The 12,693-nt window shown below is 63.6% G+C and carries 15 protein-coding genes; 13 read left to right on the forward strand and 2 right to left on the reverse strand.

Features of this window, described 5'->3' with window-relative positions; all coding sequences use genetic code 11:
• Positions 1-104: 104 nt before the first annotated feature.
• Together HHL26_RS04340 and HHL26_RS04345 are read left to right on the forward strand one after the other, a co-directional pair.
• The gene (locus HHL26_RS04340) at positions 105-308 is read left to right on the forward strand and encodes a hypothetical protein (RefSeq protein ID WP_066561435.1); all 204 of its coding nucleotides are present in this window, start codon (positions 105-107) and stop codon (positions 306-308) included.
• A 119-nt stretch (positions 309-427) separates the two neighbouring features.
• On the forward strand, positions 428-1,036 hold the full coding sequence (locus HHL26_RS04345) for a hypothetical protein (RefSeq protein WP_066555150.1): 609 nt from the start codon (positions 428-430) through the stop codon (positions 1,034-1,036).
• A gap of 68 nt (positions 1,037-1,104) precedes the next feature.
• Here HHL26_RS04345 and HHL26_RS04350 read toward each other — a convergent pair whose 3' ends face one another.
• On the reverse strand, positions 1,105-2,517 hold the full coding sequence (locus HHL26_RS04350) for a helix-turn-helix transcriptional regulator (RefSeq protein WP_066555153.1): 1,413 nt from the start codon (positions 2,515-2,517) through the stop codon (positions 1,105-1,107).
• A 143-nt stretch (positions 2,518-2,660) separates the two neighbouring features.
• Between HHL26_RS04350 and HHL26_RS04355 the strand changes: the two genes are divergently transcribed.
• From HHL26_RS04355 to HHL26_RS04395, 10 genes are all read left to right on the forward strand, one after another.
• Complete coding sequence (locus HHL26_RS04355; protein ID WP_066555154.1) at positions 2,661-4,253, forward strand: isocitrate lyase; 1,593 nt, start codon at positions 2,661-2,663, stop codon at positions 4,251-4,253.
• Between the two features lie 251 nt (positions 4,254-4,504).
• The gene (locus tag HHL26_RS04360) at positions 4,505-5,221 is read left to right on the forward strand and encodes a glutathione S-transferase family protein (protein WP_066555157.1); all 717 of its coding nucleotides are present in this window, start codon (positions 4,505-4,507) and stop codon (positions 5,219-5,221) included.
• Positions 5,222-5,355: 134 nt separating this feature from the next.
• A complete protein-coding gene (leuC, locus tag HHL26_RS04365) occupies positions 5,356-6,810 on the forward strand; it encodes a 3-isopropylmalate dehydratase large subunit (protein ID WP_066555165.1) in 1,455 nt (484 codons plus the stop codon).
• Positions 6,807-6,932, forward strand: a complete 126-nt coding sequence (locus HHL26_RS24475) for a hypothetical protein (protein WP_254911578.1) — start codon at positions 6,807-6,809, stop codon at positions 6,930-6,932. Before leuC ends, HHL26_RS24475 begins: the two co-directional genes overlap by 4 nt.
• On the forward strand, positions 6,932-7,540 hold the full coding sequence (leuD, locus tag HHL26_RS04370; RefSeq protein WP_066561437.1) for a 3-isopropylmalate dehydratase small subunit: 609 nt from the start codon (positions 6,932-6,934) through the stop codon (positions 7,538-7,540). The genes HHL26_RS24475 and leuD overlap by 1 nt, the downstream gene beginning before the upstream one ends.
• A 57-nt stretch (positions 7,541-7,597) precedes the next feature.
• Complete coding sequence (locus tag HHL26_RS04375) at positions 7,598-7,921, forward strand: DUF1476 domain-containing protein (RefSeq protein ID WP_066555168.1); 324 nt, start codon at positions 7,598-7,600, stop codon at positions 7,919-7,921.
• Between the two features lie 19 nt (positions 7,922-7,940).
• A complete protein-coding gene (locus HHL26_RS04380) occupies positions 7,941-8,174 on the forward strand; it encodes a BolA family transcriptional regulator (protein WP_066555170.1) in 234 nt (77 codons plus the stop codon).
• A 57-nt stretch (positions 8,175-8,231) separates the two neighbouring features.
• A complete protein-coding gene (gene grxD / locus HHL26_RS04385) occupies positions 8,232-8,564 on the forward strand; it encodes a Grx4 family monothiol glutaredoxin (RefSeq protein ID WP_066561439.1) in 333 nt (110 codons plus the stop codon).
• Between the two features lie 358 nt (positions 8,565-8,922).
• The gene (locus tag HHL26_RS04390) at positions 8,923-9,300 is read left to right on the forward strand and encodes a BlaI/MecI/CopY family transcriptional regulator (RefSeq protein WP_197672765.1); all 378 of its coding nucleotides are present in this window, start codon (positions 8,923-8,925) and stop codon (positions 9,298-9,300) included.
• Positions 9,297-10,802, forward strand: a complete 1,506-nt coding sequence (locus HHL26_RS04395) for a M56 family metallopeptidase (protein WP_066555172.1) — start codon at positions 9,297-9,299, stop codon at positions 10,800-10,802. Before HHL26_RS04390 ends, HHL26_RS04395 begins: the two co-directional genes overlap by 4 nt.
• Before the next feature lie 6 nt (positions 10,803-10,808).
• Here HHL26_RS04395 and hemW read toward each other — a convergent pair whose 3' ends face one another.
• On the reverse strand, positions 10,809-11,999 hold the full coding sequence (hemW, locus tag HHL26_RS04400; RefSeq protein ID WP_066555177.1) for a radical SAM family heme chaperone HemW: 1,191 nt from the start codon (positions 11,997-11,999) through the stop codon (positions 10,809-10,811).
• A gap of 121 nt (positions 12,000-12,120) precedes the next feature.
• On the opposite strand from hemW, the gene HHL26_RS04405 reads away from it, so the two are divergent.
• The gene (locus tag HHL26_RS04405) at positions 12,121-12,654 is read left to right on the forward strand and encodes a CAP domain-containing protein (RefSeq protein ID WP_082748455.1); all 534 of its coding nucleotides are present in this window, start codon (positions 12,121-12,123) and stop codon (positions 12,652-12,654) included.
• Positions 12,655-12,693 lie beyond the last annotated feature (39 nt).

The raw sequence follows: 12,693 nt of genomic DNA on the forward strand, positions 1-12,693 counted from the left end.
AACACGGTGTACTTCAAGAAAACAGCGCGAAACAGAACGTCCGCCTTCCACCCAAGAATGCATCCGACTTGCGCAACGGTATCGCCGGGCCGATAATCCTGCTCATGCGCACCACCTATAATTCGGCCACTGTTCGCCTTTATCATCTCAGCGACGCCGATGGGGGCGGCGCGGCGACAACGCTGTTCTATGGTCCCTTGAGCGAAGCGATGCTGATTGCCGGACAACAGCCGCAGGATATGCAGGACGGCCTGTTTCTCGCCACGGACAATGACGTCGTGGCTTATCTCGATCTTATAGAGGGTTAGCCTTCTCTTTTTCCGAAGGCCCGGAGGCAGTCGGAACAAAGCCCGTCAACACTGGTTGATCCCTTGCAGGCGGCGGGCGTCGATTGCGGCTTTCCAAGGGCCGCGAGGAGAGAGATGTCATGGTCACTCTGACCCCGCTGGAAGTCGGTTTGGCGCTTCTGGCCCTTGTTCTGGTCGCCGCAATTGCCGTCATGATCGTCACCAACCGCCGCCGCGCCAATCTGCGCGCCAAATTCGGCCCGGAATATGGCCGGACCGTGGAAATGACCGGCAGCCCGCGCAAGGCCGAGGCGGAATTGCAGGAGCGCGAGAAGCGCGTCGCCGCCTTCACCATCCGTCCGCTTTCGCCGCAGCAGGCCGACGCCTTCACCGATGCCTGGGTGCGGGTTCAGGCGCAGTTCGTCGACGATCCCCAAGGCGCGGTGTCGCGGGCCGACGTGCTGCTGACCGAAGTGATGGAGGTGCGCGGTTATCCGATCACTGACTTCGAGCAGCGCTCCGCCGACCTTTCCGTCGACCATCCGGAAGTGGTCCAGAATTACCGCTCCGCCCATGACATCGCCGTCCGCCATGCGCGGGGCGAAGCCGATACGGAAGATCTCCGCCGGGCGATGATCCATTATCGCGCGCTGTTCGACGATCTGGTCCATGAGCCGGTCGATCATCGCATGGCGCCCTCCGTCTCGCGATTGAGACAGGATGATTTGCGCGGGTCTGATCCGCGCTAAAAGGAAAAAGGGGCGGACGGGTCCGGCTCAGGTCAGCCGGACCCGCCACGATCGGCAGTCATCCCGGATTACCCGTCCGCAAAGCCGAAAGGCGCGTGAGTCCGCCGGAAATCCTCCGGCAGCATGTCGCGCCCGATCGGCGGGGCGGATCGCGCCATGCACTGGCTGCGATGGCACAGGCGGCAAGTGACGCCGATCGGGGTTGGTTCGGACGGCGTTTCGCCCGCCGTATATATCAGCCGATGGGCATGTTCCGCCGCGCAGCATAGCGCGATCGCCCGCTCGATCTTCGGCACGCCCCAGCCGCCGCCGCCCGCCGTCACCGTCCGTGCGATCGAAAAGAAGCGCTGCCCGTCCGGCAATTCCAGCCATTGCGTCAGCAATTCCCTGGGACGCTCAAAGGCGTGATGCACCGACCAGAGCGGGCATGAACCGCCATGGCGGGCAAAGGGAAAGCCTGCGCTGTCCAGCCTCTTGCTGACATTGCCCGCATGATCGACACGCAGGAAGAAGAAGGGAACGCGCTCCTGTCCCGGCTTTTGCAGCGTGGTGAGGCGGTGCGCGGTCTGCTCGAAGCTCGTGCCGAACTGCCGGGCCAGCGCCTCCACGTCATAACGTCGCGCCTCCACCGCCTTGGCGAAGGCGGTATAGGGCATCAGGATCGCCGCCGCGCCATAGCTGGCGAGCGCCCGCCGGGTCAGCCTCCGGCCGCTTTCGCTGGCGAATTGGCCATCCTTCAGCACCGCGTCGAAATCGCGGCGCATCTCCAGATAGGCGATTTGCAGCGCCAGTTGGAATTGCGTGCTCGCCCCGTCCAGCGCATCGTCCAGCAGCACCGCGTCGCGATGCCGGTCCAGCCGCCGCATCGACCCCGCCATGACATCCGAAGGCAAGCGCCGGACGCGCAGATTATGCTTTGTCTTCAGCCAGCCGGAGAGGCCGCCCGCCGCCTCGACCTCTTGACCCAGCTTTTCCCCGGCATCGTCCAGCAGGGGAAAGCTGTTCCGCCGCGCACCCAGAAAGCGCCGGGATTCGGCCACGGGATCGGGCGCTTCGGCGGCATCCTCCCCCTCCATGCCCGTTGATCCCGCATCTCTGTCGGCCAGCGCAAGTTGCTCCTCGCGATAGGCGGTGTGCAACCGCAACAGGGCTTCGGTAATGCCGGGATAATTGACCGCAACATCCCCGGTCGCCAGCGTGGGCAGGTCGATGTCCGCGAACATCGGATCCTTCAGCACCGCCTGCAAACGCGCCGTCTGCTCCGCGCCGCCGTCGCCCGCCAGTTCGCTCATGTCCATCTTGTATGTGCGGGCGAGGCGCAGCAGCATGTCGGCGGTCAAGGGCCGCTGGTTGCGCTCCAGCAGGGCGACATAGCTGGCGGAAATCTCCAGATCCGCCGCCATGTCCGCCTGGGTCAGGCCCAGCTCGCGGCGCAGCCTGCGCAGGCGCGGCCCCATGTAAACCGGACGATCCTTGGCCATCTCGTAAAGCGCTCCTGTGCAGCCTTTACAACTTTACACGCAAATATTGTAAAGTTCTACAACTGAACTTCGCGCCCTCTGCCGCGCCGCACAAAAGGCGATTAGGTCGGCTTCATTCCCCATCGAGCGACCAAGGACTGAGCATGACCTACCAACAGGAAATCACGAAGGCTGGCACCGCCATCGAGGGCCAGGGCCATTGGGACGGCATCGCGGCCGAATCGGTCGCTCGCATGCGCCTCCAGAACCGTTTCCACACCGGCCTCGACATCGCGCGCTACACCGCCGGGATCATGCGCCGCGACATGGCGGCCTATGATGCCGATCCGGCCAATTATACCCAGTCGCTGGGTTGCTGGCACGGTTTCATCGGTCAGCAGAAGATGATCAGCATCAAGAAGCATTTCGGCACGACCAAGGGCCGCTATCTATACCTGTCCGGCTGGATGGTCGCGGCGCTGCGCAGCGAATTCGGCCCGCTGCCCGACCAGTCGATGCACGAAAAGACCAGCGTTCCTGCGCTGATCGAGGAACTCTACACCTTCCTCAAGCAGGCCGACGCCCGCGAGTTGGGCATGATGTTCCGCGATCTGGATGCCGCCCGCGAGGCCGGTGATGAGGTCAAGGCGCAGAAGATTCAGCACGACATCGACAATTACGAAACCCATGTCGTTCCGATCGTCGCGGACATCGACGCCGGGTTCGGCAATGCCGAGGCGACCTATCTGCTCGCCAAGAAGTTCATCGAGGCGGGCGCCTGCTGCATCCAGATCGAGAACCAGGTCTCGGACGAAAAGCAGTGCGGCCATCAGGACGGCAAGGTCACCGTGCCGCATGAGGACTTCATCGCGAAGATCCGCGCTGTCCGCTACGCCTTCCTGGAGCTGGGCATCGATGACGGCATCATCGTCGCGCGCACCGACTCGCTGGGCGCAGGCCTGACCAAGCAGATCGCCTACAGCAAGGAAGATGGCGACCTGGGCGACCAGTATAACAGCTTCCTCGATGTCGAAGAGGTGACGGACATCAACAGCCTGCGCGGCGATGTCGTTCTGGCTCGTGAGGGCAAGCTGTTCCGTCCGAAGCGCTTGCCGTCGAACCTCTTCCAGTTCCGCTCCGGCACCGGCGAGGACCGTTGCGTTCTCGACTGCATCACCTCGCTCCAGAACGGCGCGGACCTGCTGTGGATCGAAACCGAAAAGCCGCACATCCAGCAGATCGCAGGCATGGTCGACCGCATCCGCGAAGTCGTGCCCAATGCGAAGCTGGTCTACAACAACTCGCCCAGCTTCAACTGGACGCTGAACTTCCGTCAGCAGGTGTTCGATAGCTGGGCTGCCGAGGGCAAGGACGTCAGCGCCTATGACCGGGCGAAGCTGATGAGCGCGGACTATGACGCGACCGATCTGGGCCGGGAGGCCGATGAGAAGATCCGCACCTTCCAGAAGGATGCGGCGGCGCGGGCCGGCATCTTCCATCACCTCATCACCCTGCCGACCTATCACACGGCTGCCTTGTCGACCGACAATCTGGCCAAGGAATATTTCGGTGAGGCGGGCATGCTCGGCTATGTCGAGGGCGTCCAGCGCAAGGAAATCCGCCAGGGCATCGCTTGCGTCAAGCACCAGAACATGTCGGGCTCTGACATTGGTGACGATCACAAGGAATATTTCGCGGGTGAAGCGGCGCTGAAGGCTGGCGGCGTGCACAACACGATGAATCAGTTTGCGGCCTAAAGGCCGCGGGGGAACCAGTTTGCGGCCTGAAGGCCGAGAGGGAACCGGCTTGCAGCCTGAAAGCTGCTGACAAGTCCGGGTCGTGGGGGTGCAAGCCTCGCGATCAGGGTGGAAGGACTGGACGGCCCGGAGCTGCATGCTCCGGGCCGTTTTTTCATAAGCGCAGCTTGTGTGACCCTCGCTCGTTCCGGCTTTTGTCCCGAAGCGGAGGCGCCTATTCTTCGCGCGCCTTTCAACAAGGGGAGAAGCCGATGTCCTACGCCCTCATCACCGCCAACCGGAATTATTCGAGCTGGTCGCTGCGCCCCTGGGTGCTGATGAAGGTGCTGGGCATTCCGTTCACCGACCGGATGGAGCCTTTCGCCGCCGCTGAAAATTACGCGGCCTTTCGTGAGTTTTCGCCAACGGGTCAGGTGCCGGTGCTGATCGACGGCGACCGGACCGCCTGGGATTCGCTCGGCATCACCCTTTATCTGGCGGACCGCCATCCCGGCGTCTGGCCGCAGGAAGCGGCTGCGCGGGCCTGGGCGCAATGCGCCGTCGCGGAAATGCACAGCGGCTTTGCCGCGCTGCGCAACGATTGTCCGATGAATGTCGGGGTGCGGGTGGAACCGCATCTGCCTTCGCCCGCGCTCAACCGGAACATCGCCCGGCTAACCGAATTGTGGGGGGAGGGGCTGTCCCGTTTCGGCGGGCCTTTTCTGGCCGGGGACGGCTTTACCGCCGTCGACGCTTTTTACGCGCCAGTGGTGTTCCGGGTGCGGACCTATGGGCTGGACGTCGGGCCGGTCGCCATGGCCTGGGTCGATCTTATGCTGGCGCTGCCTGCCTTGCGCGAATGGGAAAGCGCGGCGCTGGCCGAAACATGGCGCGAGGAAAGCCATGAAGCGGAAGTCGGCGCCACCGGGCGCATCGTGGAGGATCATCGCGCCGCCACTCTTTCGATGCCGCATTTTCCAAGCCGTTGACCGTCAACGGTCAACTTGAAAATGCTCTAACTGTCTGACCTTGCATCATCGCAGCGCGGCTATCTGCGAAAACAGGAAAAATTGGCCGCTTTCCCCCTTTTCCCCCGTCCTGTCTGGGTCTAGGGGGAAGGGATATGGTAAAGCCCCGCACGCTCTATGAGAAGATTTGGGACGCGCACGTCGTCGAACGCCGTCCTGACGGAACCTGTCTGATCTATATCGATCGCCATCTCGTGCATGAAGTGACGAGCCCGCAGGCATTTGAAGGGCTGCGCCTTGCCGGCCGCAAGGTGCGCCGCGCCGATCTGACGCTGGCGGTGCCGGATCACAACCTGCCGACCACGGCGCGCCGTGATGCGGCGGGCAACCGCATTCCGATAGCCGATCCGGAAAGCGCGCAGCAACTCGCCGCGCTGGAAAAGAACGCGCCCGAATTCGGCATCCGTTACTTTGGCGATGCCGATGCGGAACAGGGCATCGTCCATGTCGTCGGGCCGGAACAGGGCTTCACCCTGCCGGGCACGACGCTGGTCTGCGGCGACAGCCATACCAGTTCGCATGGTGCGCTGGGTGCGCTGGCCTTCGGCATCGGCACGTCGGAGGTCGAGCATGTGCTCGCCACCCAGACGCTGCTGCTGAAACAGTCCAAGACGATGGAAGTCCTGGTCGAAGGCGAATTGGGTTTTGGCGTCACGCCCAAGGATGTGGCGCTGGCGATCTGCGGCCGCATCGGCACGGCGGGCGGCACCGGCTATGTCATGGAATATCGCGGTTCGGTGTTCCGCGACATGTCGATCGAGGGGCGTCTGACCGTCGCCAACATGTCGATCGAGGCGGGCGCGCGTTCGGGCCTGTTCGCGCCCGATGAGAAGACCTTCGCCTATTTGAAGGGCCGTCCCATGGCGCCCAAGGGCGCGGATTGGGATGCCGCCCTTGCCTATTGGAAGACGCTGGTGACGGACGAAGGCGCGGCGTTCGACAAGAGCGTCGTGATCGACGCCGCCGACATCGTGCCCAATGTCACCTGGGGCACCAGCCCCGAGGATGTGGTGCCGGTGACGGGCGTCGTGCCCGATCCGGAGAGCTTTGCCGATGCTTCCAAGCGGGCGGCTGCGCAGAAGTCGCTCGACTATATGGGCCTGACCGCCGGGCAGCGGATGGAGGATGTGGCGATCGAGCATATCTTCATCGGAAGCTGCACCAACAGCCGGATCGAGGATCTGCGCGCCGCGGCCACGCTGCTCAAGGGCCGCCATATCGCCAGCGGCATCAAGCACGCCATGGTCGTTCCCGGTTCCGGTCTAGTCAAGCGCCAGGCGGAAGCCGAAGGGCTGGACCGCATATTCACCGAAGCCGGTTTCGAATGGCGTGAGCCGGGCTGTTCGGCCTGTCTCGGCATGAATCCGGACAAGGTGCCCGCAGGCGAGCGCTGCGCGTCGACCAGCAACCGCAATTTCATGGGCCGGCAGGGGCCGGGGTCGCGGACGCATCTCGTCTCGCCCGTCATGGCCGCCGCCGCCGCCATCACCGGACATCTCACCGACGTGCGCGAACTGTTGGGTGAAAAAAGGGGAGAGGCGGTCGCATGAAAAAGGTTTTCTGGCTGCTGGCGCTAGGCGCGCTGGCGAGTGCCGCCATGGCGGCGACCTTGGGGCGCGCGGAAGACTCGCATCGCTCCGCCGTCAAAAACGCGAGCAAACAGGCGCATTGATGGAAAAGCTGAATATCGTCGACGGCAAGGCCTATCCGTTCGGGATGAAGAATGTCGACACCGACATCGTCATTCCGGCGCATTGGTTGAAAACCATCAGCCGTGCGGGTCTGGGCAAGGGCGCGTTCGAAGTGCTGCGCAAGGAACCGGGCAATGTCTTCGACGACCCCGACTATGCGGGCAGCCCGATCCTGATCGCGGGCGACAATTTCGGTTGCGGGTCCAGCCGCGAACATGCCGCGTGGGCGTTGGCGGACCTTGGCATCAAGGTGGTGATCGCGCCCAGCTTTTCCGACATTTTCTCCGGCAATGCGTTCAAGAACGGCATATTGACGGTGGTGCTGCCGCAAGAGGCGATCGACCGGCTGATGGAGGTTGCCCAAGGAATCAATGGGACTCCTGACCCGATCCATGTCGATCTGGAGCATCAGACCGTCACGACGCAGTTCCAGGACCGCTTCCAGTTCGAGATCGACCCGTTCCGCAAGCATTGCCTGCTCGGCGGCCTGGACGAGATCGGCCTCACGCTGGGGCAGGCGGACACGATCGGCGCGTTCGAGGCGAAGGACGCCGGAACGCGTCCCTGGCTCGTTCCCGCCGTTGCGTAAGCATCCCGATCTTCCTATTTCGGACGAGACGATCCGTTTTTTATACAGGGCACAGGCATGACCACCTTCGACGACCGCGAAAAGGCCTTTGAAAACATGTTCGCGCACGACCAGGAGATGCAGTTCCGCATCCAGGCGCGGCGCAACCGTCTGCTCGGAGAATGGGCAGCGGTGAAAATGGGCCTGACCCCCGAAGAGACCGACGCCTATGCCAAGGCGGTCGTGCAGGCCGATTTCGAGGAAGCGGGGGACGAGGATGTCATCCGCAAGCTGCTGGGCGACATGACCCAGGCCGGCATTGAAATCGACGAGGCTGGCGTCCGCGCCGCGCTGGACGAGCAGCAGGTCATTGCCCGCCGCACGTTCATCGAAGCCCAATAAGCGTCAGGATCCTCCCGCCGTGCCGATGGCCTCCGACGAAATTGCGGACATGATCCGCGCCGCGATCCCCGATGCGGAGGTCGAGATCACCGACCTTGCCGGAGATGGCGACCATTATGCGGCGCGTGTCGTTGCGGAGAGTTTCCGGGGCATGAGCCGCGTCGCGCAGCAGCGGGCGGTCTATGCCGCGCTCGGCGGGCGGATGGGCGGCGTGCTTCATGCCTTGCAACTCACCACTGCCGTTCCCAATTAACGGCCATCGGACAAAGCGCGCGCCGAATTGCGGCGCCTGACAGGAATGGACCAGATAATGACCGACGCCGTGCAGCAGCGGATTGCTGATATCGTCACTGGCAATGACGTTGTGCTTTTCATGAAGGGCACGCCGCTGTTTCCGCAATGCGGCTTTTCCAGCCGCGCCATCGCGATCCTGGAGCATCTGGGCGTCGCCTATGAAAGCGTCGACGTCTTGCAGGATCAGGCCGTCCGTCAGGGGATCAAGGCCTTTTCCGACTGGCCGACCATTCCGCAGCTCTATGTGAAGGGCGAATTTGTCGGCGGCAGCGACATCATGATGGAAATGTATGAGGCTGGCGAATTGCAGCAGTTGATGGCCGATCAGGGCGTCGCCTTGGCCAACTGAGCTTTTCTTGCGCGAGATTGGAGGCGGTCCGGTTTTCCGGGCCGCTTTTTTTATGCTCCGCCGAGTTCCTGCCTTCGCGGGAACATCGTTCGCTGAACCGGATGAGTCAGGGAAACCCGGGTGGGAGAATGCGGCGGAGACTGGTGCCACATCCTCCCGGTAGTTGAACGGTTCGGGTATGACTGAAACATAGCAAAGTCAGTGCCAGTTTCAGCAAAGGCTGCATTCCCAGGCTTCAGAAAGGTTAATCGGCTCTGGGCGGGAACCTCCCGTGTAAAGCGCACCGACAGTTTATGTCCGCGCGCTTGACTACGGATGTAATCAATGCGATTACGTCTGTAGTCGATTCTGGACGCGGATGATTGCTGTGAGCGAGAAGATCAGCGAAGCGGAACTGGTGGTGATGGAGGCGCTGTGGGAACGCGCGCCGCAGACCGCCACCGATGTGGCGGACCGCGTTGCCGCCGGGCGCGACTGGAGCGTCCAGACCGTCAAGACGCTGCTTTCCCGCCTGATGGCGAAGGATGTCATCGCCGCCGATCAGGATGGCCGCCGCTTTTTGTATCGCCCGCTCGTCGCGCGGGAGGAGTATGTTGCCATCGAGTCGGGACGGCTGGTCAACCGGCTGTTCGGTGGGCGCGTCTCGCCCCTGGTGGCGCAGCTTGCCAGCGCGGACCAGTTGACGGCGGAGGATATAGCCGAGCTTGAGGAAATCCTGAGGGGATTGAAATCATGAGCGTCTGGATCGCAGAAACGCTGATCGCCACGACCCTGCTGATGGCGTTGGTCATGCTGTTGCGTGGGCCAGTGGCGCGATGGCTGGGTGCGGGAGTGGCCTATTGGCTGTGGTTGCTGCCGCTGGCGCGCATGATGTTGCCCGCTCTGCCGCAGGAGGTCTCCAGCCCTTCGCCCCTGCAGCGGGCGGTGGACCAGGCGGGCCTGTCGACCTTGCTGGATGCGGCGCCGTCCGCGCTTCCCGTCCAGTCGCAATGGAGCATCCCCTGGCTGGAGATCGCGGCGTCGCTTTGGCTGCTGGGCGTTGCTGCCTTCCTGATCGTACAGGTGATCGGCTATGTCCGCTTCCGGCGTTTCATCCTGAATGGCGCGACGCCGATCGGTGAGGAAGGACGCATTCGCCTGATCACCAGCCCACGGGCAAGCGGGCCGCTCGCCTTCGGGGTGCTGCGGCCCATTATCGTGCTGCCCGCCGATTTCGCGCTGCGCTTCGACCCGCAGGAGCAGGCCATGGCGATCGCGCATGAGCGCGCCCATCATCGGGGCGGCGATCTGGCCGCCAATATGATCGCGCTGCTGCTGCTGGGCCTGCACTGGTGCAATCCCATCGCCTGGCTCGCCTATCGTGCCTATCGGGCGGATCAGGAACAGGCCTGCGATGCACGGGTCTTGTCGCTCTACGGGCAGGATCAGGCCCATGCCTATGGCCGCGCCATATTGAAGGCTGCCGGAGGGCGCCAGTTCGCCGGCGCCTGTCATCTCAATCGCATCACTGCGCTCAAAGGGAGGCTGAAAATGCTGTCTGCCCATGAAATGTCGCTGCGCCGGATTAGCTGGGGCATGGCGGCGGTCGCTCTGGTGACTGCATCGGGCTTGGTGCTGACCGCTTCGGGGAGCCGTGCGGCGCAGCAGGTCGCCGCGATCACCGGCAAGGTCGATTCGATGAATTTCGGCCGGCTTGCCGATCTGGTCGCGCAGCCTGCCTCCGCCAGCGAGATTGCGTTGCCGCAACCGCCGGTCGCGCCCGCTGCGCCCCAGCCGCTATCCCATGTCAGGGCTGCGGAGGAAGCCGATGGCGTGCCCCCGGCACCTCCCGCCCCGCTTGCCCCTCCAGCGCCCGTCGCCGACATGGTGCCGCCGATCCCGCCGGTTCCTCCCGCGCCGCCCATGGATATGCGCGATGAGGGCGACCGGGCCTTGTCCCACGCCATCCCGAGCGAAGCCGAGATCCGCCGCATGGTGCCGCATGTCGATGTCGCCAATGGCTGCGAAGACGGCAAAAGCGTGAACCGGCGCGAGACGGTCGATGCCGATGGCCACCGCCACATCCGCGTCCGCATTTGCGAGGCGCAGATCTCGGCGCAGGCGCACCGCGCCGCCCGTGCCGGGCTGATCGCTGCACGGGCGCAGATCGCCGCCGCTGCCAGGATGTCGGACAAGATCAAAGCCGATGTGCTGCGAGACCTGGACAAGGAAATCGCGCAGATGGATGGAGAGGAATGAGGGGTCTTAGACCGCCACAATTTCCGGCAGGATAGCGTCCAGCAATAGCATGCCGGAAGGTTCGACGTACAGCCGCTGTCCCTGTCGCCGGACAAGCCCATGATCGGCCAATCGTGCGACCGCGTTCCCATCGACAAGAGCCTCGACCGCCAGGCCTGAGAGGCGCGAGATCCGGTCCAGATCGACGCCTTCCCCAAGCCGCAGCCCCATCAGCAGCGCTTCCCTGGCCCGATCGTTCCCATCCAGCGGTTCCTCGCTTTGCAGGCCGTGCCCGTTGCGGATGACCGCATTCATCCAGTTTTCCGGCTTCTTGTGCCGCAGCGTCGCCAGCCCTCCGCGCCGGCCATGTGCGCCCGGCCCCACACCCGCATAGTCGCCATAGCGCCAATAGGTGAGGTTATGGCGGCTTTCCTGCCCCGGCCGGGCATGGTTGCTGATCTCATAGGCGGGAATGCCGGCCGCTGCGGTCATCGCCTGTGTCTGCTCATAGAGATTGGCGGCATGGTCCGGATCGGCAAGCGTCAGCTTGCCCTGCGCCACCAGTGTCGCAAAGCGGGTGCCGGGCTCTATGGTGAGTTGATAGAGCGAGAGATGGTCGGTGCCGAAGGACAGTCCCTGCGCCAGTTCTGTTTCCCAATCCGCCTCGCTCTGGCCGGGCCGGGCGTAGATGAGGTCGAAATTCACCCGATTGAAAACCGATTGCGCGATATCCAACGCCGCCAATCCCTCACGCACGTCATGGGCGCGGCCCAGGAAATGCAGCGCTTCATCGTCCAGCGCCTGGAGACCAAGCGACACCCGGTTCACGCCCGCCGCCGCAAGATCGGCAAAGCGTGCAGCCTCGACCGAGCTGGGATTGGCCTCCAGCGTGATCTCGATATCGGACGCGGGCGCCCAGTGGCACGCCGCCGCCTCGATCAGCGCTTCCACGATTCGGGGCGGCATCAGCGAGGGCGTGCCGCCGCCGAAGAAGATCGAGGAGAGCGGCCGCCCGCCGTTCAGTGCCGCTTCATGGGCAAGATCTTTTAGCAGCGCATCGCGCCACGCATCGCTGTCGATGTCCGTCCGCACATGACTGTTAAAATCGCAGTAAGGACATTTCGAAACGCAAAATGGCCAATGCACATATAGGGCTATGGGGTCGGCCAAGTCCGATGCGTGAGGCGCGGGAGCGGGTATCAAGGGGTCGGGTGACATGAGTGGGGGCGTTCTTAAAGGGCTTTGGCCTGCGCGGCTAGCGTGGGCTGCTGTTTTGCTGACGGTTGCGGGGCAGGGCAGTGCTGCGCCTTCCCGTGGAGCGCCTTCCCTGCCGCCCGCCATGCCTGCTTCCTATTACGGCATGGAGGAAGCGGATCGCGATGACGGCCTGATGCGCGAAGTGATCCTGGGCATGCATAATGAGGAACGCGAATCGCTAGGGCTTTCGCCATTGGCGTGGGACAGCGCCTTGGCGGCGGATGCGGCGCGTTATGCGCGGCAGATGGCGCAGACCAATATCTTCCGCCATTCCGCCCGTGCCAGCCGCGCCATTCCCAGCGGCGAAAATCTCTGGATGGGATCGCGCGGCCTCTATGATTATGAGGTGATGGTCGGCTCGTTCCTGGATGAGAAGCGCTATTTCCGGCGCAGCGGGACTTTGCCTGATCTCAGCACCACCGGCCGATGGGAAGATGTCGGCCATTATACCCAGATCATCTGGCGCGGCACGCGCAAGGTGGGCTGCGCGTTGGGCGAAGGGCAGAGCTACGACTATCTCGTCTGCCGCTATTTTCCCGCCGGGAATGTCTTTGGGCGGAACCCGCTGGACCGGGATGACGGCGCGCCGTCGCAATATGCCAGTGGGGGACGTTGATCGAGGGACAGCCTGTTCCTGCGCAGGCGTACGGCTCGG

The sequence above is a fragment of the Sphingobium sp. TB-6 genome (assembly GCF_012927365.1).
Lineage (GTDB): Bacteria > Pseudomonadota > Alphaproteobacteria > Sphingomonadales > Sphingomonadaceae > Sphingobium.

Excerpts from the sequence above, each read along its gene's own strand:
- HHL26_RS04355 (WP_066555154.1), top strand. The coding sequence starts at position 2,661 with ATGACCTACCAACAGGAAATCACGAAGGCTGGCACCGCCATCGAGGGC.
- HHL26_RS04350 (WP_066555153.1), bottom strand. The coding sequence starts at position 2,517 with ATGGCCAAGGATCGTCCGGTTTACATGGGGCCGCGCCTGCGCAGGCTG.
- HHL26_RS04345 (WP_066555150.1), top strand. The coding sequence starts at position 428 with ATGGTCACTCTGACCCCGCTGGAAGTCGGTTTGGCGCTTCTGGCCCTT.
- HHL26_RS04340 (WP_066561435.1), top strand. The coding sequence starts at position 105 with ATGCGCACCACCTATAATTCGGCCACTGTTCGCCTTTATCATCTCAGC.
- HHL26_RS04405 (WP_082748455.1), top strand. The coding sequence starts at position 12,121 with ATGCCTGCTTCCTATTACGGCATGGAGGAAGCGGATCGCGATGACGGC.
- HHL26_RS04360 (WP_066555157.1), top strand. The coding sequence starts at position 4,505 with ATGTCCTACGCCCTCATCACCGCCAACCGGAATTATTCGAGCTGGTCG.
- leuD (WP_066561437.1), top strand. The coding sequence starts at position 6,932 with ATGGAAAAGCTGAATATCGTCGACGGCAAGGCCTATCCGTTCGGGATG.
- hemW (WP_066555177.1), bottom strand. The coding sequence starts at position 11,999 with ATGTCACCCGACCCCTTGATACCCGCTCCCGCGCCTCACGCATCGGAC.
- HHL26_RS24475 (WP_254911578.1), top strand. The coding sequence starts at position 6,807 with ATGAAAAAGGTTTTCTGGCTGCTGGCGCTAGGCGCGCTGGCGAGTGCC.
- HHL26_RS04395 (WP_066555172.1), top strand. The coding sequence starts at position 9,297 with ATGAGCGTCTGGATCGCAGAAACGCTGATCGCCACGACCCTGCTGATG.
- grxD (WP_066561439.1), top strand. The coding sequence starts at position 8,232 with ATGACCGACGCCGTGCAGCAGCGGATTGCTGATATCGTCACTGGCAAT.
- leuC (WP_066555165.1), top strand. The coding sequence starts at position 5,356 with ATGGTAAAGCCCCGCACGCTCTATGAGAAGATTTGGGACGCGCACGTC.
- HHL26_RS04375 (WP_066555168.1), top strand. The coding sequence starts at position 7,598 with ATGACCACCTTCGACGACCGCGAAAAGGCCTTTGAAAACATGTTCGCG.
- HHL26_RS04390 (WP_197672765.1), top strand. The coding sequence starts at position 8,923 with ATGATTGCTGTGAGCGAGAAGATCAGCGAAGCGGAACTGGTGGTGATG.